At 70.2% G+C, this 22,454-nt stretch carries 22 protein-coding genes and 1 pseudogene; 10 read left to right on the forward strand and 13 right to left on the reverse strand.

What is annotated here, in order from left to right:
- Positions 1–71: 71 nt before the first annotated feature.
- The 4 genes from M6G08_RS25415 to M6G08_RS25430 form a co-directional block, all read right to left on the reverse strand.
- Entirely contained in the window at positions 72–500 is a 429-nt protein-coding gene (locus M6G08_RS25415) for a hypothetical protein (RefSeq protein ID WP_272589466.1), read from the reverse strand.
- A 442-nt stretch (positions 501–942) separates the two neighbouring features.
- A complete protein-coding gene (locus M6G08_RS25420; protein ID WP_272589467.1) occupies positions 943–1,587 on the reverse strand; it encodes a response regulator transcription factor in 645 nt (214 codons plus the stop codon).
- Positions 1,578–3,395: a sensor histidine kinase gene (locus tag M6G08_RS25425; RefSeq protein ID WP_272589468.1), complete on the reverse strand. Its 1,818-nt coding sequence runs from the start codon at positions 3,393–3,395 to the stop codon at positions 1,578–1,580. The genes M6G08_RS25420 and M6G08_RS25425 overlap by 10 nt, the downstream gene beginning before the upstream one ends.
- Positions 3,396–4,727: 1,332 nt before the next feature.
- Positions 4,728–5,747: a LacI family DNA-binding transcriptional regulator gene (locus tag M6G08_RS25430; RefSeq protein ID WP_272589469.1), complete on the reverse strand. Its 1,020-nt coding sequence runs from the start codon at positions 5,745–5,747 to the stop codon at positions 4,728–4,730.
- Positions 5,748–6,057: 310 nt separating this feature from the next.
- On the opposite strand from M6G08_RS25430, the gene M6G08_RS25435 reads away from it, so the two are divergent.
- From M6G08_RS25435 to M6G08_RS25465, 7 genes are all read left to right on the forward strand, one after another.
- Positions 6,058–8,034: a glycoside hydrolase family 127 protein gene (locus M6G08_RS25435; RefSeq protein WP_272589470.1), complete on the forward strand. Its 1,977-nt coding sequence runs from the start codon at positions 6,058–6,060 to the stop codon at positions 8,032–8,034.
- Positions 8,035–8,130: 96 nt separating this feature from the next.
- Positions 8,131–9,378 carry a sugar ABC transporter substrate-binding protein gene (locus M6G08_RS25440; protein ID WP_272589471.1) on the forward strand — a complete coding sequence of 416 codons (1,248 nt, stop codon included), beginning with the start codon at positions 8,131–8,133 and terminating at the stop codon, positions 9,376–9,378.
- An 86-nt stretch (positions 9,379–9,464) separates the two neighbouring features.
- On the forward strand, positions 9,465–10,442 hold the full coding sequence (locus M6G08_RS25445) for a carbohydrate ABC transporter permease (protein ID WP_272589472.1): 978 nt from the start codon (positions 9,465–9,467) through the stop codon (positions 10,440–10,442).
- Positions 10,439–11,257, forward strand: coding sequence for a carbohydrate ABC transporter permease (locus tag M6G08_RS25450; RefSeq protein ID WP_272589473.1), 819 nt, complete (start codon positions 10,439–10,441; stop codon positions 11,255–11,257). The genes M6G08_RS25445 and M6G08_RS25450 overlap by 4 nt, the downstream gene beginning before the upstream one ends.
- 174 nt (positions 11,258–11,431) lie before the next feature.
- Entirely contained in the window at positions 11,432–12,457 is a 1,026-nt protein-coding gene (locus M6G08_RS25455; protein ID WP_272589474.1) for a LacI family DNA-binding transcriptional regulator, read from the forward strand.
- Positions 12,458–12,712: 255 nt separating this feature from the next.
- Positions 12,713–14,506, forward strand: a complete 1,794-nt coding sequence (locus M6G08_RS25460) for a carbohydrate-binding protein (protein ID WP_272589475.1) — start codon at positions 12,713–12,715, stop codon at positions 14,504–14,506.
- A gap of 183 nt (positions 14,507–14,689) precedes the next feature.
- Positions 14,690–14,926 carry a hypothetical protein gene (locus M6G08_RS25465; RefSeq protein WP_272589476.1) on the forward strand — a complete coding sequence of 79 codons (237 nt, stop codon included), beginning with the start codon at positions 14,690–14,692 and terminating at the stop codon, positions 14,924–14,926.
- Between the two features lie 188 nt (positions 14,927–15,114).
- Here the strand turns inward: M6G08_RS25465 and M6G08_RS25470 are convergent, their stop codons facing one another.
- From M6G08_RS25470 to M6G08_RS25490, 5 genes are all read right to left on the reverse strand, one after another.
- Positions 15,115–15,405 (reverse strand): hypothetical protein, encoded by a 291-nt coding sequence (locus tag M6G08_RS25470; RefSeq protein WP_272589477.1) that lies wholly within the window; start codon positions 15,403–15,405, stop codon positions 15,115–15,117.
- On the reverse strand, positions 15,348–15,551 hold the full coding sequence (locus M6G08_RS25475; RefSeq protein ID WP_272589478.1) for a hypothetical protein: 204 nt from the start codon (positions 15,549–15,551) through the stop codon (positions 15,348–15,350). The genes M6G08_RS25470 and M6G08_RS25475 overlap by 58 nt, the downstream gene beginning before the upstream one ends.
- Before the next feature lie 110 nt (positions 15,552–15,661).
- The gene (locus M6G08_RS25480; RefSeq protein ID WP_272589479.1) at positions 15,662–15,826 is read right to left on the reverse strand and encodes a sigma factor; all 165 of its coding nucleotides are present in this window, start codon (positions 15,824–15,826) and stop codon (positions 15,662–15,664) included.
- A gap of 6 nt (positions 15,827–15,832) precedes the next feature.
- Complete coding sequence (locus tag M6G08_RS25485) at positions 15,833–15,991, reverse strand: RNA polymerase sigma factor (RefSeq protein WP_272589480.1); 159 nt, start codon at positions 15,989–15,991, stop codon at positions 15,833–15,835.
- Positions 15,992–16,211: 220 nt separating this feature from the next.
- Complete coding sequence (locus tag M6G08_RS25490) at positions 16,212–16,622, reverse strand: MerR family transcriptional regulator (protein WP_272589481.1); 411 nt, start codon at positions 16,620–16,622, stop codon at positions 16,212–16,214.
- A gap of 122 nt (positions 16,623–16,744) precedes the next feature.
- Here M6G08_RS25490 and M6G08_RS25495 point away from each other — a divergent pair, with 122 nt between their 5' ends.
- The gene (locus tag M6G08_RS25495; protein WP_272589482.1) at positions 16,745–17,686 is read left to right on the forward strand and encodes an alpha/beta hydrolase family protein; all 942 of its coding nucleotides are present in this window, start codon (positions 16,745–16,747) and stop codon (positions 17,684–17,686) included.
- Between the two features lie 331 nt (positions 17,687–18,017).
- Here M6G08_RS25495 and M6G08_RS25500 read toward each other — a convergent pair.
- Positions 18,018–18,715 (reverse strand): annotated as a pseudogene (locus tag M6G08_RS25500) (transposase); the annotation flags it as partial.
- 99 nt (positions 18,716–18,814) lie between these two features.
- Positions 18,815–19,174, reverse strand: coding sequence for a hypothetical protein (locus M6G08_RS25505; protein ID WP_272589483.1), 360 nt, complete (start codon positions 19,172–19,174; stop codon positions 18,815–18,817).
- Between the two features lie 162 nt (positions 19,175–19,336).
- Here M6G08_RS25505 and M6G08_RS25510 point away from each other — a divergent pair, with 162 nt between their 5' ends.
- A complete protein-coding gene (locus tag M6G08_RS25510) occupies positions 19,337–19,495 on the forward strand; it encodes a hypothetical protein (RefSeq protein ID WP_272589484.1) in 159 nt (52 codons plus the stop codon).
- A gap of 170 nt (positions 19,496–19,665) precedes the next feature.
- Here M6G08_RS25510 and M6G08_RS25515 read toward each other — a convergent pair whose 3' ends face one another.
- Complete coding sequence (locus M6G08_RS25515) at positions 19,666–20,382, reverse strand: hypothetical protein (protein WP_272589485.1); 717 nt, start codon at positions 20,380–20,382, stop codon at positions 19,666–19,668.
- 93 nt (positions 20,383–20,475) lie between these two features.
- Positions 20,476–20,670 carry a hypothetical protein gene (locus tag M6G08_RS25520; RefSeq protein WP_272589486.1) on the reverse strand — a complete coding sequence of 65 codons (195 nt, stop codon included), beginning with the start codon at positions 20,668–20,670 and terminating at the stop codon, positions 20,476–20,478.
- 306 nt (positions 20,671–20,976) lie between these two features.
- Here M6G08_RS25520 and M6G08_RS25525 point away from each other — a divergent pair, with 306 nt between their 5' ends.
- Positions 20,977–22,278, forward strand: coding sequence for a phytase (locus M6G08_RS25525; RefSeq protein WP_272589487.1), 1,302 nt, complete (start codon positions 20,977–20,979; stop codon positions 22,276–22,278).
- The last annotated feature ends 176 nt before the right edge of the window (positions 22,279–22,454 follow it).

The following is a 22,454-nucleotide window of genomic DNA, read 5'->3' on the forward strand; positions in this document are numbered from 1 at the left end:
GGGTTTCGGGCGTAAGGGCGAAGACGCCGGGCGGCGCCCCGTCGGAGCGGACGGGGCGCCGCCCGGCGGCGTTACTTCCAGCCGGTGCAGTACGTCGTGCCGTTGCGCTTGGAGCAGAGGTCCACCCAGACGTCCTTGACCGGGCCGGGGATCTGGTAGGCCCGGTCGTCGGTGCCCCCGTTGCCCACCGACAGGAACGGATCGTCGGCGTACTTCTGGTGCCAGGCACCGTTGTAGTACGACTTGTAGGCGACGCGGGCCCAGGAGTTGGAGGTGAGCTGGGGGGTGTCGTGGATCTTGAGATACACCGCCGCCTGCGCGGTGCCGTCCCAGAAGATCTCGCCCCGCAGCCAGGCGTAGTTGGTGCTGATGCCGATGGGCCGGGTGCTGTCGGCCGCAGCCGGAGCGTCGGCGGCGGCCTCGGCGGTCACGGTGATACCGGCGGTCAGTCCCAGCAGGGCGGCAATCGTGACCACGGTTGCGCGTACGCGCTCGGTCATGCCTGACTCCTCTGTCTGTTGACGATTCTTGGCTCTGAGCTTGCTTTGGGCTTGCAGTTGCGTGCACATGCCAGGGGCTGGCTGAGAATCCGGACTGATTGGAAGCGATGATTCGGCGCATAGGCCACGGCGGGAGAAGCGACGCCGAGCCGGCCGCCGGACTCGCTTCCGGCCCGGACGGGCCCTGTGCACCGCGACGACCACAACGTACGCAACGACAGCCCGGACCACATCATGGCTGGCCCTGAGAACAAACCGGCCACCGGCCACCGGCCACCAGCCACCAGCCACCGACCCAGGACGACCGACCCGCACGCTCGGCCGGTTCCGCGTGGCGACGGCCGAGGCCGTCCGACGGCGCTCCCGTCGTCGTGGCCGTGGAGGGCACACCGAGGAAAAGGGAAAACCGACTTACGCCCGGCCTCATGGAGCGGTCCGGGCGTTACGCCTGGAGATAAGCGAGCACGGCCAGAACGCGCCGGTGGCCCTCGGGATCGGGTTCCAGGCCGAGTTTGATGAAAATGTTGCGGACGTGCGTCTCTACGGTCTTGTCGCCGACGCCCAGCCGCTGGGTGATCGACTCGTTGGAGCGTCCCTCCGCCATCAGCGCCAGCACCTCCCGCTCGCGCCGGGTGAGTGTCTCCAGGGCATCGGCCGTGCGTCGTCGGCCGAGGAGGCGCTGAACTACTTCCGGGTCGATGAAGGGCTCTCCCGCCGCCACCCGTTTGACGGCTTCGGTGAGTTCATCCAGGTCGGCGATGCGGTCCTTGAGGAGATATCCAAAGCTTTCCGGCTCCCGGGACAGCGCCCGGACCACGCCGCTGGTGTCCACGTATTGGGAGAGCAGCAACACTCCGACATCCGGGAAGCGGGCACGTATCCGCGCCGCGGCCCGGACTCCCTCGTCGGTGTGGGTGGGCGGCATCCGAATGTCCACGAGTGCCACGTCGGGGCGCGCGTCGGCTACCAGGGCGACCAGGTCGTCCGGGTTGCCCGCCTGGCCGACAACGCCGAGGCCGGCTTCCCGCAGCAGCCGTACGAGGCCCTCGCGCAAGAGCAGGGAGTCATCGGCCACGATCACTCGCACGGCAGCTCCGCCCGTACCCGCGTCCCCCTGCCGGGAGAGCTGGTCACCTCCAGCGTGCCGCCGGCCGCGGCGACCCGGTCGGCGAGACCGCGCAGCCCCGTGCCGCCCGCCGGAGCGGCCCCGCCGACCCCGTCGTCGGCAACCTCGACCACCAGCCGGTCCCCGTCCCGCCGTCCGGAAACGCTCACGACGTCGGCCTTCGCATGCTTCGCCGCGTTGGCGACGGCCTCGGCGACGACAAAGTAGGCAGTGGACTCCGTCAGCGGTGCGAACCGGCCGGGTTCCACCATCACGAGGACCGGAATCTCCGCCTGTTCGGCGAGGGCGGTCACGGCCGGGCCCAGCCCCTCACGGGTGAGGACGGCAGGGTGAATGCCGCGGGCCAGGTCGCGCAGCTCGTCGAGCGCCTGCCTGAGCGCCCGGTCGGCCTCGGCCACCGTCTGGCGCAGGGCGGGGTCGGGCCCCCGCCCCCGGGACAGTCCGGCGTCCAGCCGGCGCAGCGCCATCAGGCCGAAGAGCAGCCGCGTCTGGGCGCCGTCGTGCAGATCGCGTTCCAGCCGCTGCCGCTCGTCGTACGCAGCCCGCAGCAGACGGGTTTGGAAGGCTCTGGCCTCCTCCGCGCGGGTGGCGACCTCCGAGCGGAGACGGCTGCCGAGCAGCCACAGCCGGACCGTGCCGCTGATGGCGGACATCAACGTCTCGTCCTCGTCGAGCGCGGCATCATGCACCAGCACGGCCGCCGGTGCGCCCGCCGCATCCCCGACCCAAGTGGCACTCAGCCCGCTGCCGGGACGCGGCAACGGCACCGGCCGCCCCTCGGGATCGAGATACCCGACCGGCGCGTCCTCGCTCACCAGGCTGTCCGGCGAGCGACGCAAACCCAGCCGCAGCGCAGGATCGCCGAGCACCCGTGCGAGTGCGTCCTGCATCTGCCGCGGTGTCGGGTCCGTACCGACCTCGATGACGAGATTTCCGACGAAAGCGCGCCTCAGCCGCATGTGCAGCAGACCGGTGAGGAAGGCGAACGGCACGGCGATCTGACTCGCGTCCGACGGCCAGGTCAGCACCGCGTTGGCGGAGCCCAGGGCGTTCGGGGCCAGGACGTAGAGCACCTCCCAGGCAAAGAAGGCCACGGCGACGACGATCGCCGCCCAGGCCGGTACGAGGACGCGGCGCCGCGCCGGGCAGCTCAGCCGCCAGCGGCGTACGAGCGCTCCGAGGCATACGACGGTGAGAAGCGCCCCCGCCCAGCGGTAGCCGAGGTCGACGGCGTGGAACAGCCCCGGATCAGAGCGCAGGAGCAGGGCGTTGGCGTCCGGCCCGCAGTCAGCACAGGAAAGATAGGTGGCGGAGCCGCTGACGGCCGGGTCGTACAAGGTCACCCGCACCAGCCCGCCGACGGCTACCAGCCCGTATCCGGCCGCGACCACGAACCGGTCCAGGGTCGCGGCGAGCCGCCCGTCGGGAAAGGCGAGTAGCAAGTGCCCCAGCACCGCCAGGTTCAGCGCCTCTCCCCAGGAACCAAGAGCGAACAGCAGCGGCACCCCGGAGCCCTGCAGATTGCCGCAGAACCAGGTCAGCCCTTCGGCCAGCATGAGCCGCCCGGTCGGATTGGCGGGCCGCCGCCACCAGGCGACCAGCCCAGCCCCCGCGTACGACCACCCCACCGCCACATCACGTACGAGATCCGCCCCCGACGCCCCGGCCTTCCCGTAGGCCCACGCCCCGCAGCCGCCCACCGCGAACGCGACCGTCGCCCAGCCCAGCAGCGGCAAGCGGAAGTCGGTTCCCCTCCGGCTCCCCTCCACGGCCACGACCATAGGCAGCGCGTCAGCCGCCGTGGCTCATATCAGGCCGGGCACGCACGACCGCCTTGCCGGCCCCGGACTCGGGTCCCGCGAACTGAGGGCTGGCCCTGATGCCGCCCCGTGCACCGCTGCATACGGTGGGGTCGTCGCGGTGACCCGGGGGTGGTCGGGCCGACAGGGAACCGGCGCACCAGCGGGCCGTCGCGGCCGTCACCGCGGCGATTGTCTCCGGTTCGCCATCCTTCATGCCCCTCCGAAACATGCCGAATCACGCCGCCCGTACGGAAACAAGTCAAAAACGCCAGGTGAATGCAAGTTTTCTCCTGGGATGTGGTGTTCGTTCCAGGCGCTGCACACACCCGGGCCTGGGCGCGACCGCTGAGCACGGCTCGCGCTGCGGCCTGAGCGCCGAGCGGGTCCGACTTGCCGAGCCGACGGCGGGCCGTGCGGTCGGACCGGTTCCCTTCAAGTACCTGGACGTGCTGAACCAGCAGGTACCGGGACTGGCCCGCTCCGAATGAACCAGTGCCCTCCACGCCGACCGGCGCGCCGTCCCCCGCTTTCGGGCCAGACGAGCAAGCGCGGGTAGCCAGCCGCCGTGGCCGGAAAGGGCTCTGTGCCTAAGATCTTCCCGAGCGAGGAGACCACGGCGGCGACGTGAACCTCGCCGTGGGCCTCCACGCCCAGGACGACCTCGCGCCGAACCGGCGGATCCGTGCCGCAGGAGGTACTGCTCTGTCGGGTCGTCATGATGGTTCGCCTCCCACGTGGTGACGTGCTGAGTGGATGGCACCGGGCTGCTCGGGCGGTCTGAACTGTGATGGCGCCTGATCGGCGGCAAGGTTCCCTGTGGGGACACATCCTGTAGCTCGGTGGCAGGCAGCATCCCGCAACGGCGGTCGCCATGCCTGTGACTGGACACTTCGGTCGACAATCTCACGAGTGAGCCCCCCGTCCGGGATGGCACCGCACAACCGTGCCACCAGTCCCTCGCACCTGCATGACCCGAACACAGCCGGACGACTTCGTCCGAACCGGCGCTCAGCTCAACCTGGACGGGCTGCACGGAGTCGCTCCTTGCGCACTCGTGACCGGCGTTGAGGACTCTTCCACGGCCGTCGCAAGAACGGTCGCGAAGCCACCGTGCCCGGCGCCGCGGGATTCAGCTCTTGCGTACATGCGGGGCAGCTTGCTCCGTTCCATCACAAGAGCGGCTGCACGCTGGTCGAGAAGGCCAGGCATGGCAGCCCGGACCACCGCATCGGAAGCTGGACCGAAGTGAGTGGGCGCCGACGAGTCCCACTCTCTCTTCGGGCCATCGAGAACGGCCACTCAGGTCGAATCGCGGACCACGAGCCGGCACGGAACCGTGTGCACGCCTGACTCGCGCTCGGAGTCGATGGCACTCAGTAGCCGCAGTGCTGCCTGTCTGCCGATTTCGGCGAGGTTGGTGTCGATCGTGGTGAGGGGCGGTCGGCTGGCCAGCGCCATGGTGTCCCAGTTGTCGTAACCGGCGACGGCGACCTCGCGGGGGACATCCACACCGCCTTCGCGCAAGGTGTCCGTCACGCCCCGGGCGATCTGGTCGTTGCCGCAGAAGAAGGCGTCCGTGTCGGGCGCGGTGCGCAGGACCGCCTCGGCGGCGCGTCTCCCCCACGCCTCGCTCCACTCGCCGAAGTGCACGCGGGTCGTCGACAGTTCGAGACCGGCGGCCGCGAGCAGTTCACTGGCGTGCCGGGCCCGGTTCTGCGCGGCGGCGTGATGGGCCGGCCCGGTGAGGTGGGCGATGCGGGTACGGCCGGTCGCCAGCAGGTGCTCGATGGCCAGGGTCACCCCGCTGAGCTCGTCGGAGACGACGGAGATGTCCTCCGGGTCGGTGGAGGGAGAGAGGGCGTAGACGGTCGGGATGGGTGCCACTCCCTTCAGCGGCGGGCGGGGGTCGGTTCGCCGGCCGGTCACGATGATGCCGTCGACCCGGCGGTCCACGAGGTTGCGCAGGTGATGCTGCTCGCGGATGCCGTCACCGCGGGTGTCGCACAGCAGCACGGAGATCTTGCCCGCGCCGAGGGCGTCCTCCGCCCCGAGTAGCACCGGTGTACTGAAGCGGCCGATGCCGTCCGTGGTCATCAGGCCGACCGTCCAGCTGCGGCCCGTGTGCAGGCTCTGTGCCTGCGGGTTGGGCCGGAAGCCGAGCGTCGCGACGGCGTCCAGGACCCGCTGGCGGGTCTCGGGCCGCATCCGGCCGCTTCCGCTCAGGGCCTTCGACGCCGTCCCGACACTCACGCCCGCGAGCTTGGCCACGTCTGCGAGCCGCGCTCTCCCGGCCGGTGGGGAATCTGCTTCAGCGGTCACGCGCAAACCTTTTCCTTCCTGACCTGTGCTCCAGCATCCTGACACGGCCATTAATCCCTGGCCAGCCTCCTGTAATCCCTGGCCAGTCTCCTGCCAATCCCCACGATACTCGCTGCACACCCCTTGACTCTGCCGCATGCCCTTCCTAGGTTTCCGCTAGGAAAACGATTGCTCAGGTTTGCCCGGGACAGGTCGAGACGGTCGCCGGGCTCTGCCGAACTCAGCCCGCCACAGCCCGTCAGCCCCTCTCCGGGACGCCGTACACACCGAGCATGCCGGAGATCTTTTCCTCACTACTTTCCGGAGAGCCATGCCCAGCCCTGGTCGTGTCGCACCCCCGTCCCGCCCTTTCGAACGGGCCGCAGTCCCCGTCGGCCCGATACGTCCCGGTCCGGGCGCCAGGGCCCTGCTCACCCCCGCCGACGCCCGGGTCCTCGCCGGTTTCTGGCACACCCGCCGTCAGGTGAACGCCCGCACCTCGATCCCCCAGGGTCCTGCCCTGCTGGAGTCGGCGGGCAATCTGCGCAATCTCCGGATCGTGGCGGGCCTGGCCGACGGCAGGTTCCAGGGCGCCTATCCGTTCGTGGACTCGGACGTCTACAAGTGGCTGGAGGCCGCTTCCTGGCAGCTCGCCCAGCCCAGCTCCGCCGACGACGACCGGCTCGCGGACGACGTGGAGCGCATCGTCTCCCTCGTCGCCGAGGCCCAGCAGCCCGACGGCTACCTGAACACCTGGTTCGAGCTGCTCGAAGGCGGCCAGCGCTACCAGGACCTCCGCTGGGGCCACGAACTCTACTGCGCCGGACACTTGATCCAGGCGGCCGTGGCCCACCACCGGAGCACCGGTCGTCCCGATCTCCTCGCGGTAGCGGTGAAGTTCGCCGACCACATCGACACCGTCTTCGGTCCGCCCGGCAGCGGCAAGCCCATCGACGGCGTCGACGGCCACCCCGAGATCGAGACCGCCCTGGTCGAGCTGTACCGCGAGACCGGCGAACGCCGCTACCTCGACCTCGCCGGATACTTCGTCGACCGCTTCGGCCACGGTCTGCTCGGCGGCGAGGCGTACTGCCAGGACCGCGTCCCGGTCCGTGAGGCCACCGATGTGGAAGGCCATGCCGTGCGCCAGCTCTACCTGCTGGCCGCCGTCACCGACCTGGCGACGGAAACAGGCGACGAAGGACTGCGTGTCGCCGCGCGGCGGCTGTGGGACGCCATGACCCGCACCAAGACCCACATCACCGGCGGACTGGGTGCCCACCACGACGAGGAGGACTTCGGCGACCCCTATGAGCTGCCCAACGAGCGCGCCTACTGCGAGACCTGCGCCGCCATCGCCTCCGTCCAGTGGAGCTGGCGGATGGCCCTGCTCACGGGCGAGGCCCGCTACTCCGACCTCGTCGAGCGCACGCTCTACAACGGCTTCCTGGCCGGCGTCGCGCTGGACGGCGAGCGCTGGCTGTACGTCAACCCGCTCCAGGTCCGCGACGGCCACACCGACACCGGCGGAGACCAGTCCGCCCGCCGCACACGCTGGTTCCGCTGCGCCTGCTGCCCGCCGAACGTGATGCGGTTGCTCGCCTCCCTGGAGCACTACCTCGCCTCCAGCGACGACCGCGGCCTGCAGATCCACCAGTACGTCACCGGCAGCTACGCCGGCGAGGTGCGGGGCGCGCCGGTCGTGGTGCGCTCGGAGACCGACTATCCGTGGCAGGGCACGGTCACCCTCACCGTCGAGGAGACGCCGGCCGACGAGCCCTGGACCCTTTCGCTGCGCGTTCCGCAGTGGTGCGCCGAGTACCGCGTGCGCTGCGGGGACACGGTCCTCGACGCGACCGACGCATCCGTCACCGACGGCTGGCTGCGGCTGGAACGCACGTGGTCCCCCGGTGACCGGGTGGTCCTCGAACTCACCCTGGAAGCCCGGCTGACGGTGGCCGACCCGCGCGTGGACGCCGTCCGGGGATGCGTCGCGATCGAACGCGGGCCTCTCGTGTACTGCCTGGAAGGAGTCGACCACCCCGGTGGCGTCCTGGACGACATCGTCCTCGACACCACCCGGCCGCTCGCCGTCAAGCACCGACCCGACCTGCTCGGCGGCGTCACCACGGTCGTGGCCGCGGGCCGGCGCCGGACCATCGGCGACCCGGGCTGGTGGCCGTACGTGAACGCCGACGGTGCCGACCCCGGTCACAGCGACGAACCGGTCGAACTCACCGCCGTGCCCTACTACGCCTGGGCCAACCGCCAGGACAGCTCCATGCGCGTGTGGATCCCCACGCTCTGAGCCGCCCGTCGCTTCGAACCTGGCGCTTGCCCGCACCGCTCTTGTCTCAGCACGTCGCTCCTTCGCCAGCTCCTCCGCCAAGACAACGAGGTCACCATGAGAAAGACCCGCCGCCTTCCGATCGCTGTCGCCGTCATCGCGGCGCTCGGCACCGTCGCCGCCTGCGGAGGCGGGGCCGGCTCCTCCGACGCCGAATCCGGCGGCTCCGGAACCTACACGTTCTGGGACCCGTATCCCCAGTTCGATACCTCCTCCCAGTGGGGAAAGCTCGTCGAGCAGTGCGGCAAGGAGGTCGGGGTCGAGGTCGAGCGCACCGCGTACGACACCACGGACCTCGGCAACAAGGCGCTGCTCGCCGCGCAGCAGGGCAACGCCCCGGACGTCATGCTGGTGGACAACCCGGTCGTGTCGACGCTGGTGGAGGCGGGGATCCTCAACAAGGTCACCGACGTCGGCCTGGAGACCGGGGCGGTCCAGGAGAACATCCTGGGCGCCGGCACCATCGACGGAGCCGCCTACGGCACTCCGATCGGCGCCAACACTCTCGCGCTGTACTACAACAAGGAGGTCCTGGACGCGGCCGGTGTCGACCCGGCCTCGGTCAAGGACTGGGACTCGCTGACGGCGGCGCTGAAGAAGGTCAAGGACAAGGGCATGAAGGGCATCACCTTCTCCGCCATCAACACCGAGGAGGGCAGCTTCCAGTTCCTGCCGTGGTTCTGGGGCGCCGGCGGTGACCTGACCGAGCTGGACTCCCCGGAGGGCGAGGCGGCGCTGTCCCTGTGGAAGCAGTGGGTCGACAGCGGGTACGCGCCGAAGAGTGTCCTGCAGAACACCCAGACCACCAGCTGGCAGGAGTTCGCCACCGGTGACTACGCGTTCGCCGAGAACGGCACCTGGCAGCTCGGCAACGCGGAGAAGGCCGGCTTCGAGTACGGGGTCATCAGCATCCCTGGCCGGCACGGCGGCTCGGCGCCCGTGCCGACCGGCGGTGAGTTCGTCACCGTCCCCGTGCAGGAGGACACGGCGCGCTACGAGACCAGCAGCAAGATCGTCACCTGTCTGACCAGCTCCGCCAACCTGCTGAAGACGGACACCACCCTGACGTACGTCGCGCCGACCGAGGAGGCGCAGAAGCAGCAGGTCGAGGCCGACGCCAAGCTGGAGCCGTGGGTCACCGCGGTGGCCGCGGCCCGCGGCCGCACCAGTGACGGACTCGGCACCGAGTACCCGGTCATCTCCGAAGCGATGTGGACGGCCGTGCAGAGCGCCCTCTCCGGCGGTCAAGGCCCGAAGGAAGCGCTGTCGCAGGCACAGGAGGCCGCGGGCAAGGGCCAGGGCTGACACCGACAGGGCGCACGGCAACGCCTCCGGGGCGCCGCCTCCCGTGACCACGGTGCCCCGGCCGGCCCCCGTACTCAGGAGACCGCATGACCATCACCCGCGCCGACCGCCCCCACCGGTGGCCCCGAACCGGGACGACCGCCACCGGTCCCGTGACGACCGGTTCGGCACAACAGCGGCGGCAGCGCCGCACGAGCCGGCTCACCGCGCTGGCCTTCCTCGCACCGCTGGCGCTCTACCTCGCCGCGTTCTACCTGTATCCCCTGTACCGCAACCTCGACCTGAGCCTGCGGGACTACACCGTCAGATCGTTCGTCTCCGGTGACGCCCCGTTCTCCGGGCTGGACAACTTCCGCACCGTGCTGGACGACCCGACCTTCGGGCCGGCGCTCACGCACACCATGGTGTTCACCCTCGTGTCGATCGCCTGCCAGTACACCGCGGGCCTCGCCCTCGCGGTCTTCTTCAACCGCGGGTTCCGGCTGTCCGGCACTCTGCGGGCGCTGTTCCTGATCCCGTGGCTGCTGCCGCTGATCGTGTCGGCGTCGACCTGGTCGTGGATGTTCAACAGCGAGTCGGGCGTGACCAACTACGCGCTGAGCCTGGTGGGCGTCGGTCCGGTGGACTGGCTCGCCTCTCCGGACTGGTCGCTGGCCTCGGTCATCATCGCCAACATCTGGATCGGCATCCCGTTCAACCTGGTCATCCTCTACAGCGGCCTGCAGAACATCCCCGCCGAGCTGTACGAGGCCGCCGCCCTGGACGGCGCGAGCGGCTGGCAGCAGTTCTGGCGCATCACCTTTCCGCTGCTGCGTCCGGTCTCGGCGATCACCCTGTTGCTGGGACTCGTCTACACGCTCAAGGTGTTCGACCTGATCTGGATCATGACCAAGGGTGGCCCGGGCGACTCCTCGTCCACCCTGGCCACCTGGTCGTACCAGCTCGGCTTCGGCACCCTGATGCCGAAGTTCGGGGCCGGCGCGGCGGTGGGCAACCTGCTCATCCTGATCGCCCTCGTCTTCGGTCTGCTCTACATCCGCGTCCAGAGGAAGCAGGAAGCATGACCGCCCGCCGCTCCCGCCACCGCACCGTCGTCGGCCTCCTGCTCACCGCAGTGATGCTCTTCCCGGTGTACTGGATGGTCAACGTCTCCCTCACTCCGCAGAGCGACATGCGCAAGTCACCGCCCGACCTGCTGCCCCTGCGCCCCACCTTCGAGGGCTACCGTGCCGTCCTCGACGACCAGCTGCCCTACCTCGGCACCAGCCTGCTCATCGGTCTCGGCACGGTCGCGCTGACCCTGGTCCTGGCCGCCCCGGCGGGCTTCGCGCTGGCCAAGCTGCGTCCCCCGGGCAGCGGAGTGCTCGGCCTCGCCCTGCTGATCGCGCAGATGATCCCGGGCATCGTCATGGCGATGGGCTTCTACGGCGTCTTCCTCGACCTCGGTCTGCTCAACTCCTGGTGGGGGCTGATCATCGCCGACTCGACCATCTCCGTCCCGTTCGGCGTGATGATCTTCACCGCGTTCATGTCGGGACTGCCCGGTGAACTCCTCGCCGCCGCCCGCGTCGACGGAGCCGGCACCTGGCGCACCTTCTGGTCGGTGGTCCTGCCCGTCAGCCGCAACGCCGTCGTCACGGTCTCACTCTTCAGCTTCCTGTGGGCCTGGTCCGACTTCGTCTTCGCGAGCACGCTCGACGGCGGCGGTGAGATGCGCCCGATCACCCTCGGCATCTACCAGTACATCGGCAACAACAACCAGGAGTGGAACGCCATCATGGCCACCGCGGTCGTCGCGTCCGTGCCCGCCGCGGTCCTGCTCGTCCTGGCGCAGCGCTATGTGGCGGCGGGCGTGACCGCGGGGGCGGTCAAGGACTGATACCCGTACTGTCGCCAACTGTGCCGCTCACGCGGGACCTGCCTCGGGGCCGGCCCCCATGACCTGCCGCGGGGCCGCTCAACGACGGACCGGCGACGTCCCACGCCGAACCGCAACGCGGCCGCGCGGTCACCCGGCACACCGATGTGCCCGGACGGCTGCCAGAATCAGCGCATGCAGTCTGGGCGTTCGACGACTCTGTCCGAAGTGGCTCGCCGCGCCGGGGTGTCCCTGACGACGGCCTCCAAGGCGATCAACGGCCAGGCCCGGGTCTCCGATGAGGCACGTGCCCGGGTACTCCAGGCCGCCCGCGAACTCGCGTACACGCCCAACCGGATCGCGCGCAGCCTGATGAGCGGACGTACCGGGACGGTCGGGCTGGTCGTGGTGGACAGTGACGCGCAGCGTTTCGTGCTGCCCATCCTGCTGGGCGCGGAGGAGGCGCTGAGCGAGATCGACCTGAGCATGACCGTCAGTGATGCGCGGGGCGACCGGGCCAGACTGCGCCGGATCGTCGAGCGCTTCGCGGAGCGGCAGGTCGACGGCGTCCTCGTCGTGGGCGACAACAACACCCCGACCCCGCGGGTCGCACGGCTCCTGGAGCAGCCGGTGGTCTACGTCTACGGGGAGACCGGCGTCGCCGCGGACGTCGTCCACGTCCCGGACGACCAGGGCGGGGCCCGCGAGGTCGCCGAGCACGCCCTGGCCGGCGGCCGGCGCCGGATCGCCGTCATCACCGGTCCCGAGGAGGCACGGGCGGTCCGGGAACGCGGCCGGGGCATCGCGGCTGCGCTGCGTGAGGCCGGGCTGCCCCTCGCGCACGAGGTGCTGCACGGGCAGTGGTCCCAGCGGTCCGGCAGGGTGCTCGCCGAACGGCTGCTCGCGAAGGCTCCCGACGTGGACGCGATCGTCTGCGGTTCCGACCAGATCGCCACGGGTGTCGCCGAGGCACTGCGTGGCGCCGGCCTGCGGGTCCCGCAGGACGTCGCGATCACGGGCTTCGACAACTGGCCCATCTTCGCCCTGGAGAGCGACCCGCCGCTCACCACCGTCGACATGAACCTGCACACCCTGGGAGCCGCGGCGGTCCGCGACCTCTTCGACATGATCGACGGCAGGCCGGTCGGCGGCGGCGTCCGGCTGCACCGGTGCGCGGTCCTGGTCAGGAGCTCCACCGCGGCCGCGTCGGCCGGGGCCTGACCGCCCAGTCGAGGAAGCGCTTCCTCAACTCCCGCGAATTTTTTGGCAATTCACCGCACCCGACCTGTTGACGCGACTCGGACGCCGGGTGAAACATCGGCGCAACACAGCGCTTCCGCAACGCGATTCCCGGCATGCTCCTCCGTGAGCCCGCGCCACGCACAGCTGCGTCCCACACCCCTTCCCCTCAGACGTGGGACGCGCCCTGGTGAGGAAGCGCTTCCTCATATCGGCCCCCCACCCGAAAGGCCCGCCATGTTCTGGCCACACCGCCGGTTGTCTTCCGGCCCCTTCCGTGAGTCCACTCCGACCACCGGCAGATCCTCCCGTCTGCGTCGCGCCGTCGCACACGCCACCGTCGGGATCGCCGTCATCGCCGCCGGCAGCGTGGTGGCAGCCCCCGCTCACGCGGCCGGCAACACCCTCACCGTGAACGTGGGCACGACCGTCCGCCCGGTCACCCACGTCGCCGCGGGCGGCCTCTACGGCGTCGACGAAGGAGCCACCGCGCCCTCACTGAGCCGGCTCTACCCCCTGCACCTGAACACCCTCACGCAGCCTCCGCCCGGCAACCAGCAGCTCGGCAACGGCGCCACCACCCCGTGCTGCGACGGACTCGAGGTCGCGGACAAGGTCACCTCCGCCGGCGGTCAGCAGTACCTGCGACTCTCCGACATCTTCAGCGCCTTCCCCTACAACTGGGTCAGCTGGGCGGACTGGGAGTCCAAGCTCACCACCATGATCCAGGAGCGGATGGCGGCCACCACGACCACCAACATCGCCGGCTACGAGATCTGGAACGAGCCGGACTGGACCTGGGAGGGCAGACTCGACGACACCGAGGGCTCCTTCCACGACATGTGGACCCGCAGCTACGAGATCATCCGCGGCATCGACACCAAGACGCCCATCGCGGGTCCCGGCACCGCCGAGTACGACCACGACTGGATGTACGCCTTCATGAAGCACGCCAGGGACACCGGCACCCTGCCCGACGTCATGGTGTGGCACCAGCTCGGCACCAACAGCGGCTGGCAGACCGTCCAGGCCAACGTCGACGACTTCCGGGCCGTCGAATCCTCCCTCGGCCTGTCGCACCGCCCCATCTCCATCAACGAGTACGCCTCGCCCAGCCAGGTCGACCAGCCCAGCGTGGCCGTGCACTACATGGCCGAGTTCGAACGCGCGGGCGTGCACGACGCCGAGCGGGCCTACTGGTACGAGGCCGGCACCATGAACGGTCTGCTCCACAACGACCAGCCCACGGCGTCCTACTGGGCCTACAAGTGGTACGGCGACCAGTCCGGCAACATCGTCGAGACCGTGCCGCAGTCCTGGCTCGACGGAGTGGCCTCCTACGACGCCAGCCGCAAGCAGGTCAACGTCGTCTTCGGTGGCGACAGCGGTGACAACACGGTGAAAATCAACGGCGTCGGCGCCCTCGGATCCCAGGTGAACGTGACGCTGTCCCGTACCAACGACACCGGCCGCCACACCAACCAGTCCGCACCGGTCACCGTCTCCACCCAGACGTACACCGTGGCCTCCGACGGCAGCATCACCGTCCCCGTCAGCGGCATGAACGCGGTCGTGGCGTACCAGTTGCTGGTCACCCCCACCTCCGGCACGCCCACCTGGCAGCAGACCTACGAGGCGGAGAACGCCACCGTCGTCAACGCCAACACCCACAGCTCCAGCTCCGCGTCGAACGGCAGCTACGTCGGGCAGATCGACAACTCCGCCGACATGCGCGACCAGAGCTTCGTCGACTTCCTCGTGCACGTGCCGACCGCGCGCACGTACTCGATGAGCATCAAGTACGCCAACGCCACCGGCGCCAACGCCACGCACGGACTCGCGTACAACGGCGGCGCCTGGTCCACCGTCACCTACCCGCCGACGAGCTCCGGCTGGGGCAAGCCCACCGGGACCGCCACCGTGAACGTCAACCTGCGCGCGGGCTACAACATGATCCGGCTGGCCAAGGGCTCCCCGGGCTTCGCGGGCGGCATCGGCTACGCCGAACTGGACAACATCACCCTCCAGTGACCCCGAACGCCCGGCCATGTCCGTGAAGCGTCTCCCCGCCGGTTCACGAGCCGGCGGGGAGACGCTTCACGGCCTCTTCCCGCCGACCACCACAGGAGTGACTTAAGTCATATGAGGTAACTGAGGTTTCTGGCATCTGATGCCGCGCCCCGGGTCCCCCACAGAGCCCAGGAACGCGCATTCGTGAGCACCCTGGCCCGGCGGATCGCCGGCCTGCGACCGGAGGTCGTCTCCATCACCAAGGCCGCGGTCGACGCGATCGCTCCTCCGATTCCCCACACGGCATACGCCGTGGAGAACGAGGGCCTGTACGCGGCGTTCGGCGACGACGTCACCGAACTCGCCCACAAGCTGCTCGCCGCCGGCATCCAGACCCGCGAGGGCGAACGGAACCACGAGCGCATCGCCAACGGCATCTGAATAGCCAAGCTCTCGGCGTCGGTGCGCAGAGGCATCCTGGGAAGAGTTCCTCAGCCATTGCCGACACGTGCGAGTGTCGAGTGGCCAGGCCGACGACCTTGTTCACCCAACCTATCTGGAGCAGGTCTTGTCGTTCATGTATGTCTCCCGGACGACCAAGGTGCTCTCGGTTGGACGGACCCGGTTGTTCAGGCGGCACCTTGTCGCAAGGCATCCCGCAGTCGCAGTAGCTCGCCTCGTCGGTGCCGCGCCCGTACCAGAGCGAGCACCGCAGCGGCGGTGACGATGACCCCGACCACAGCGGTCACCGCGGGCACTGCCAGTGCGATCCGGGCGGACAGCACCCGGTCCTTGGCGAACAGCGGCCGACGCCTGCTCAGCACCCAGCCGGCGAAGCCGGCCGAGGCGGGCCCGAGGGCGATCAGTCCGGCGAAGACGGCCTGGGCACGCGGCGGCAGCGCATGCGGCTCGGTGGCCACAGCACCGCGATCACGGCGGCGCCGCAGCTGCCGACCAGGCCCACTGCCACGTGGCGCAGCCGATACCGCAGCGACACCTCCGTGGCCAACACCCGCTCCAGTTGCTCGGGCACGGCCCACAGTGCCGAGCGGTTCTGCTCGCTCACGCCTCCTATCCCTTCTCGGCGAGGTGGTCGCGCGGCATGCGCCTGGCGCGGTGGAGCCTGCTCTTGACAGTGTCGACCCGTACGCCGAGCACCCTCCAGATGGAAGAGGATCAGCACCTCGCGCTCCGAAGGCGGCAGCGCGGCCAGACCTCGATGGCTGTCTCCGGAGCCTCGTACGTCTGCCGCAGATGGTCGGTGACCGTGCGCCGGGCGATGGTGAACAGCCAGGGGACGAACCGCTCCGCCTGCCGCAGCCGCGGCAGACCGCGCACCACAGCGGTTCATACCTCCTGAGCAGGATCGTCCGCGAGGTGCGAGGAGCCGACCGTGGCCCGGACATAGCGCCACAGCGAGGGGTGCCACACGGCCACCAGCTCGCGGAACGCCTCCCGCTCTTCAAGCCGGCGGCGCACCACCGGCAACCCGTCGTTGCCCGCCACACCCCCGGCCCTGCACCACCCGTCCGCACGGCGTTCGCCAGCCGTCGCCGGGCAGACCGTCGGTGGACCGGCGTGAGGACAGGGGCCGGTTCGGGCGACGGCTTCACAGCCGGCACCGGACTGGCCTTCGACGAACCAGCCTCACCCTTGCCAGGCGAAATCAGTAGAGGGCTGTCGAACGGCTGCCACGCCCATGCGGCTGTTCAGGCCCGTGCACGGCTCACCGGCCCGCGGGGCCGGTCTCAGCGGCCCCGTGAGGGGCTTCCCGGCGGCAGGAGGCACCGGTGCGCAAGTTGGCGGTGGCGGCGGTCATGACCGAGTCGAGCCGGTCCCGGGCGTGTAGGAGGTCGGTGATGCGCCGGTCGACCCGCTCGCGCTCCGCCGCCAGCCGCTCGAGCAGGCCAGGGGTGGCGCGGCCGTCGACGACGCACGGAAGCAGCTCGGTGATGGTCCTACTGGACAGCCCGGCGGCGTAGAGCTGCTGGATCAGCCTGACCCGGTCGACCGCGCTCTCGGGGTAGCGGCGCTGGCCGCTGGGGCTGCGTTCGGCGCCGAGCAGGTCCTGCTCCTCGTAGTACCGCAGAGCCCGGACGCTGACGCCCGTCCGAGCGGCGAGTTCTCCGATGCGCATTGACCCTCCTGTGCGGCAGCCGTTCCGCGACTTGCCTCTGACGTCAGCGTCAGGTTTTAGCGTAACCGGTGTCGGCCCGGCGTACGCCTCGCCGGGGTCTTCTGCGAGGAAGAAGCCACTTGATGACCACATACCCCGCGACCGGCCTCACCGGTCCCGCGCCCGCCCCGACCGTGTCCGTCCGACCGGTCGTGCTGCCCGCCCCCCAGCACGACGAAGGCCTGCAGGTCCGCGTCTCCGCACCGGTCACCGGCACCGAGCTGCCGATCGTGCTGTTCGCGCACGGTTTCGGCTCCCACCTGGACGGCTACGCGCCCTTGGTCGACCACTGGGCCTCCCACGGTTTCGTGGTGCTCCAGGCGACCCACCTCGACTCCAGGCGCCTCGGCCTCGCCGCGGACGACCCCCGCAGGCCTCATCTGTGGCACCACCGCGTGCAGGCCATGAGGACGATCCTCGACGCACTGGATGTCCTGGAGTCGTCCCTGCCCGGCCGCGTGGACCACAGCCGCGTCGTCGCCGCCGGGCACTCCTTCGGCGGTCAGACTGCGGGCATCCTCGTGGGCCTGCGCGTCACGGACACCCGGACCGGAACCGCGGAGGATCTGTCCGACCCCCGGGTCATGGCCAGCGTCCAGCTGGCCACGGCCGGCGCGGGCGGTGACGATCTGACGCCCTTCGCCCTGGAAAACGCCCCTTGGCTGCGCGCGCAGGACTTCTCCCACATCACCGCGCCCGGGCTCGTCGTCGCCGGCGACAAGGACGAACTCCCCCTCTCCACACGTGGGCCGTCCTGGACGACCGACCCCTACACCCTTGCCCGAGGCGACAAGAGCCTGTTGACGGTCTTCGGCGGGGAACACTCCCTCGGCGGCATCGCCGGCTACGAGGCGGCGGAGACCACCGACGAGAACCCCGAGCGCGTCGCCCTCGTCCAGCAGGTCACCCTTGCCTACCTGCGCCACGTCACCGGCGTCGACGACACCGACTGGGAAACGGCGCAGGCCACTCTCGCCGGTGACGCCCATCCGCTGGGACGACTGGAGTCGAAGCAAGCCCAATAGCTGGAGGAAGCGGAGACGCCAGCCTCCAGGCCGGCCCTCCCCCGGCCTCATGTCGCCGCTCGCTCCCGGCCTGGCCGCAGAGGCCCACAACGTCCGACGAGGCGCACCGCCCGCCCGGACGCACGACCCCCTCCCCTGTTCACGCGGCTGCCGCCCGGCCGGTGGCAGCCGCGGGACACGACGCCGCGCCGTCGAGCGAGGCCGCTCGCACGGTTGGGCCGGGCACCGGGGAGCAGCAGGACTGGGATGGGGGCGGGCCGCTTCGAGGCTGCGGGACACAGCCGTCCGGCTCCGACGGACCCCCTTCTGTGCCAGTGGCGGGTCGTAGCCCCTACTTTCTCGGGCTTCGTCTTGAGCTTGGGTCTGTAGCTTCCGCAGTCATGTCACTGACGCGCCAGACACGGATGGACGCGACGTGGAGTGCGGCCCGGCCGGCGATGGCGAGTTTGTCGGTCCGCAGGGCCCGGCCGCACCACTGCTTGAGTCGGGCGATGCACCGTTCGACGGCGTTCCTCTCCTCGTCCTTCTCAGCGTCGAAGCTGGCCGGGCGGCATCCGGCACGGCCTCGCCGAGGGCGGTGACCGATCCGGACTGTGGCCTGCGGGCTGACAGCCCGGATGCCTCGGCGACGAAGGTGCCCCCGGATCCCGCGGGACGGATAGGCGCGATCCGCCAGGACAGTTGTCGGGCGGGTACTTGGCCTTTCGGGTCGGCTGCGCGGCATCCGAATCCTGGCCGGGGCCGCCACGGAGGCTCGCACGTCACCAATCTGACCGGCGGTGACGTGTACGGCCAGAGGCCGAGCCCGGCTGTCACTGGCCATGTGGGTCCACGTGCTCAGCCCGCCACGGGACGTCCGAGTGCCTGATCACCGGGCTCCGACCGGCCGGGCGCCCCCCTCTTCCTGGCTCCGGCGGAACGCTGGTGAGTTCGGCAGACCGTCCAGTCCACGTCGTCACCATCATTGCCGCAACCGGCCGACGCCAACGCCCGCCACCCCCACGTGCTCGCCGCCCAGCGCGAGGAACGCGCCCGCATCCGAGATGAGAAGTGAATCCGCTGGGGCGGACATCATCTCGAACCAGAGCCTGACCAACTCCGTCACGCCGCAGGCGAGCAAGCTGTCTCTCAGCCTTCAAGGGGTTCGACAGGGCCAGATGTCCGGGCGACTGAGTCCTTGCGCACCGAGAGCAGGAAGAGGGTCGCAGCGGCGGCGATGAAGCCGAAACCGACGGTCATGCAGACCATGACCATCTCGAATGACACGTCAGCGATGCGAGGGATGCCGTTGACAAGCATGAGGGCGTAGATGCACAGAATGCCGTAGGCGCGAAGCCGCAACCCGGCCTGTCTCTTGCGCAACCACGGCGGCGTCCACCCGGCCAGTATCGCCACCGGCACAGGCAGCAGTAGCACCGTGGACACCGCCAGCACTGTCCAGTGGTACAGCGGATTGCCGTTCACCCGGCCCCCTTCGTAGGCGATCACCAGCCTACGGAGGGTTGACGAAGCCCGTCCACGCCCAACACCCCAAGCTCCCGGCGAACCTGTCCGTGACCGGACGCGACGGTGCGCCCGGGCGGGGGTCGGGTTCAGGGTCGGCGTGGTCGTCTGCTGGGACCAGGAACACGGATCGTCGAGGAGGCACAGGTGCCGCAACTGTGGGCGGGAACGGACGCGAGCAAGAGCGAGCATCACTGCCCGGTGCTCGATGCCGGAGGTGAGCGAAGGCCGTCGCGGCGGGTGGCCGACGACGAGACGACGTTGCCCGAGCTGATCGGCGAGGTCCTCGAACTTGAGCGAGGATGAGTCGGTGACCTGGGCCATCGATCTGAACGCGGGCGGTGCCGCGCTACTGACCGCCCACGGACGGAAAGTCCTCTACAAGAGCGGTCACCTTGTCCGAACTCGCCCGCTCGGACGCCGGAGTCCGCCGGGCGTCTTCGGCACCCGCTCGTCCTCGCCGTGCTCTCTCCGGTTCAGGCAGGATCCTCCGTCTGCTGGGAGGCAGTGCCGTACTGTCCGTGCAGCCCGTGTTCGTCGGCGAAGGACCGTCGGCACAGACCGTGGCAGAAGCCGTACAGGACGCCCTCGTACACCAGCGTGGGCGGGGAGTCGGCGAGGTCGACGCTCATCCCGCACACCGGGTCGGTGAGCCGACTGCGGGTAGCCGGGGGCGCCGGGCGGGCTGGGGCGCTGTCACGGGGCGGGGCGCCGTCACCGGGCGGGGCGGTGTCGCGGTAGGGGCGGGAGACGAGCTCCATGAGGTCCAGGCTGCTCACGGCCCTGCCGTGGATGCCGATGCCGCCTTCGGAGATGCCGTCGACCAGGACCACGGCGTCGGGTTCGCGCCGTACCCGCTCGGGGTCGCGGCCGGCTGCCCGCTCGGTCTCCGCCAGGACCTCGGTGACGATCTCCACGGTGTAGCTGCTCATCTCCTTGCGCCACGACGCCGGGACGGTGACCCGCACCAGGTAGCGGGGCGGGTCCGCCGGGTCCGTCCTCGGGCGCCGGCCGAGGACCCAGGTTGCCGGTTCGTGCACGAGCACCTGCGTGAGCCTGCGCTGGGCGTCGAGGACCTCGGCGGCGTGGCTGTCGTCCTCGGTCATGAGCGTGTCGATGAGTCGTTGGGCCAGCATCTGCCGTTCCTCGTCGCTCAGGGCGTTCCTGGGTACGTACACGTCGATCAGCAGCATGCGGCGCTCCCCTCGTGCGGCCGGATCAGGGTGTACCAACCAGAATGCCCGATGCGGGGGCGATCGCCCATCCGCCGCCGGCAGGGTTCACGCCTACTGCGGGCGGAGCAGTCGGCGACGGCCTCTGCCGCCGGAGCAGGAGTTGAACGGGGCGGTGCTGCCCTGCACGACCGCGCGCTGATCCTCGCGGATGACATTGGCCAGGGCCGGGAGGCGGGCGCCGGACGGTTGCTCGAGTCGGTGCGCCAGCGGGCGGGCGTCGCGGTCGCTGTAGAAGGAACCCGTCAACCAACCTCGCACGCGACGCCAAGCCACACCACCTGAGCACGTTCTGGGCGATAGCGCTCCCCCAGCCTCTTGAAGCACAGACCCTCCACCGGCGGATGCCCAGGTCAGCCAGTTCCGCGCGGTGCCCAGGTCCGTGGTCGACGCGCTCCCGGAACCGGGCCTCCACCGCCGGCCAATCACACATCTCCGACAATCACCTGTCAGACACCGGCCCGTCGACGGAGAGTTGCCGACACGTCGCCCACATTCCGCGTGCCCTTGTGATCATGCGGTGTTGTCCCGTCCACTCCCTGAGAGGAGAACTTCTTGCGCGCGTTCACAAGACGCCGGTCCGGTGCCGTCGCGGTGGCCGCAACCCTCGCTTTCGCAGCGGGTGCGGCATCCGGCACTCCGGCAGGTGCGGCCGCACCGCCCGAGGTCGTTCCCCGGGCCGAGACCGCCGCGTTGTTCGACGACGACGAGGGCGGCAACGCGAACGCGGACGACCCTGCGATCTGGCGCAACCCCGCCGACCCGGACGCCAGCCTCGTCATCGCCACGGCCAAGGAGGGCGGCCTGCGGGTCTACGACCTCGACGCCCGGCAGGTGCAGTCGGTCCCCGCCCCCACGGCGCCCGGAGCAGATGACGCGCCCGGCCGCTTCAACAACGTCGACCTGGTGCACGGCACGTCCCTGGGCTCCGGCGACACGGACGTGGCGGTCGTCAGCGACCGCGGCAGCGACAAGCTGCGCGTCTACCGCATCGACGGAGACCGGCCCGACGCCCCCCTCACCGACGTCACGGACCCCTCGGCGCCGTGGATCTTCTCCGGCTCGCAGGAGGAGGTCAACGAGGAGAGCACCGCCTACGGTCTGGCCACGTACACCGACTCCGTGACCGGCAAGTCCTACGCTCTCGTCAGCCAGAACGCGACCACCCGCATCGCGCTGCTGGAGCTGACCACGACGGCAGACAGCACTGTGTCCTACCGGAAGGTCCGCACCCTGGACCTGCCCTCCGCCTTCACGATGCCCGACGGTTCGAAGTGGTCCCCCTGCGGCGATCCCGGCGAGGGCCCCCAGGTCGAGGGCATGGTCGTCGACCCGAAGACCGGCACACTCTTCGCCGGGCAGGAGGACGTGGGCATCTGGCGCCTGCCGGCCGATCTCAAGGGCGCTCCCGTCCTGCAGGACAAGGTCCGCGAGTACGGCGTGCCGGCCGCGTACGACGAGGCGGCCGACGAGTGCGTGGCGGGTGACGACCCCGGCTTCGGCGGTGACCGGCTGTCGGCGGACGTCGAGGGTCTGACCCTGCTGAAGCAGGACGACGGGGACGGCTACCTGCTCGCCTCCAGCCAGGGCGACGACACCTTCGTCGCCTACGACCGTGAACGTTCCGACGACTACGAGTACGAGGGTGGCTTCCAGGTGAGGGCCGCCTCCGAGTCGCTGGACGGCTCCGAGGAGTGCGACGGCGCGGACGTACTCGCCGAGCCTCTCGGCAGCAGGTACCCGAACGGCCTGCTCGTCGTCCAGGACGGCCACATGACCCCGGATGACGGCGATCGCGAGGCCACCGGCTTCAAGTTCGTCGACCTCGCCGACGTCCTGGAGGCGCTCGACGACTGACAACCGTCCAAGGAGTGCGCGGCGGCCTGCACCGGCGGCCCGCCGCGCTCACCGGACGAACGTCGCCCGCACGCCGTCGCGAGCCGGTGATGCCCCTCCCCCGGCGGCGGCTTCCCGCAGCGTATCGGGGGACCGTGGCCCCACGCCCGCCGGCCTCTGCCTTCCGCGCCCTCACC

The organism is Streptomyces sp. M92 (genome assembly GCF_028473745.1).
In the GTDB taxonomy this organism is placed as follows: domain Bacteria; phylum Actinomycetota; class Actinomycetes; order Streptomycetales; family Streptomycetaceae; genus Streptomyces.

Coding starts and splice junctions, on each gene's coding strand:
- M6G08_RS25415 (WP_272589466.1), bottom strand. CDS start 500: ATGACCGAGCGCGTACGCGCAACCGTGGTCACGATTGCCGCCCTGCTG.
- M6G08_RS25435 (WP_272589470.1), top strand. CDS start 6,058: ATGCCCAGCCCTGGTCGTGTCGCACCCCCGTCCCGCCCTTTCGAACGG.
- M6G08_RS25440 (WP_272589471.1), top strand. CDS start 8,131: ATGAGAAAGACCCGCCGCCTTCCGATCGCTGTCGCCGTCATCGCGGCG.
- M6G08_RS25445 (WP_272589472.1), top strand. CDS start 9,465: ATGACCATCACCCGCGCCGACCGCCCCCACCGGTGGCCCCGAACCGGG.
- M6G08_RS25450 (WP_272589473.1), top strand. CDS start 10,439: ATGACCGCCCGCCGCTCCCGCCACCGCACCGTCGTCGGCCTCCTGCTC.
- M6G08_RS25455 (WP_272589474.1), top strand. CDS start 11,432: ATGCAGTCTGGGCGTTCGACGACTCTGTCCGAAGTGGCTCGCCGCGCC.
- M6G08_RS25460 (WP_272589475.1), top strand. CDS start 12,713: ATGTTCTGGCCACACCGCCGGTTGTCTTCCGGCCCCTTCCGTGAGTCC.
- M6G08_RS25490 (WP_272589481.1), bottom strand. CDS start 16,622: ATGCGCATCGGAGAACTCGCCGCTCGGACGGGCGTCAGCGTCCGGGCT.
- M6G08_RS25495 (WP_272589482.1), top strand. CDS start 16,745: ATGACCACATACCCCGCGACCGGCCTCACCGGTCCCGCGCCCGCCCCG.
- M6G08_RS25515 (WP_272589485.1), bottom strand. CDS start 20,382: ATGCTGCTGATCGACGTGTACGTACCCAGGAACGCCCTGAGCGACGAG.